Raw genomic sequence first — 272 nt, 5'->3', positions numbered from 1 at the left:
CTAGAGTCCACTAAAGAGCCGTTCGAGACCAGGACGTAGATAGGCAGGGTGTGTAAGCGTTGTGAGGCGTTGAGCTAACCTGTACTAATGACTCGAGAGGCTTAACCATACAACCCAGATGGGTTTCGAAGACCTTGAATGAATAGCAAGACTTGGTTGAAGTAAGAGAACCACTACTGAAAAATGTAACGCAGGCTTGGTGTCAGGCTAACAAAGCTGTGACGAGTGAGGCGCGGCGTGTACAAGAGTACACAAGCACCGGAGCGAGAAAA

1 rRNA gene is annotated in these 272 nt (G+C 48.9%); it reads left to right on the top strand.

Annotation, left to right across the window (positions count from 1 at the left end):
* A 23S ribosomal RNA gene (locus J3L11_RS19135) occupies positions 1 to 109 on the top strand; the annotation flags it as partial.
* Positions 110 to 272 lie beyond the last annotated feature (163 nt).

Source organism: Shewanella sp. 4t3-1-2LB (assembly GCF_017368415.1).
In the GTDB taxonomy this organism is placed as follows: domain Bacteria; phylum Pseudomonadota; class Gammaproteobacteria; order Enterobacterales; family Shewanellaceae; genus Shewanella; species Shewanella fodinae.
Note: the sequence above shows the minus strand (reverse complement) of the source record. Positions and strands in the feature narration are given on the sequence as shown.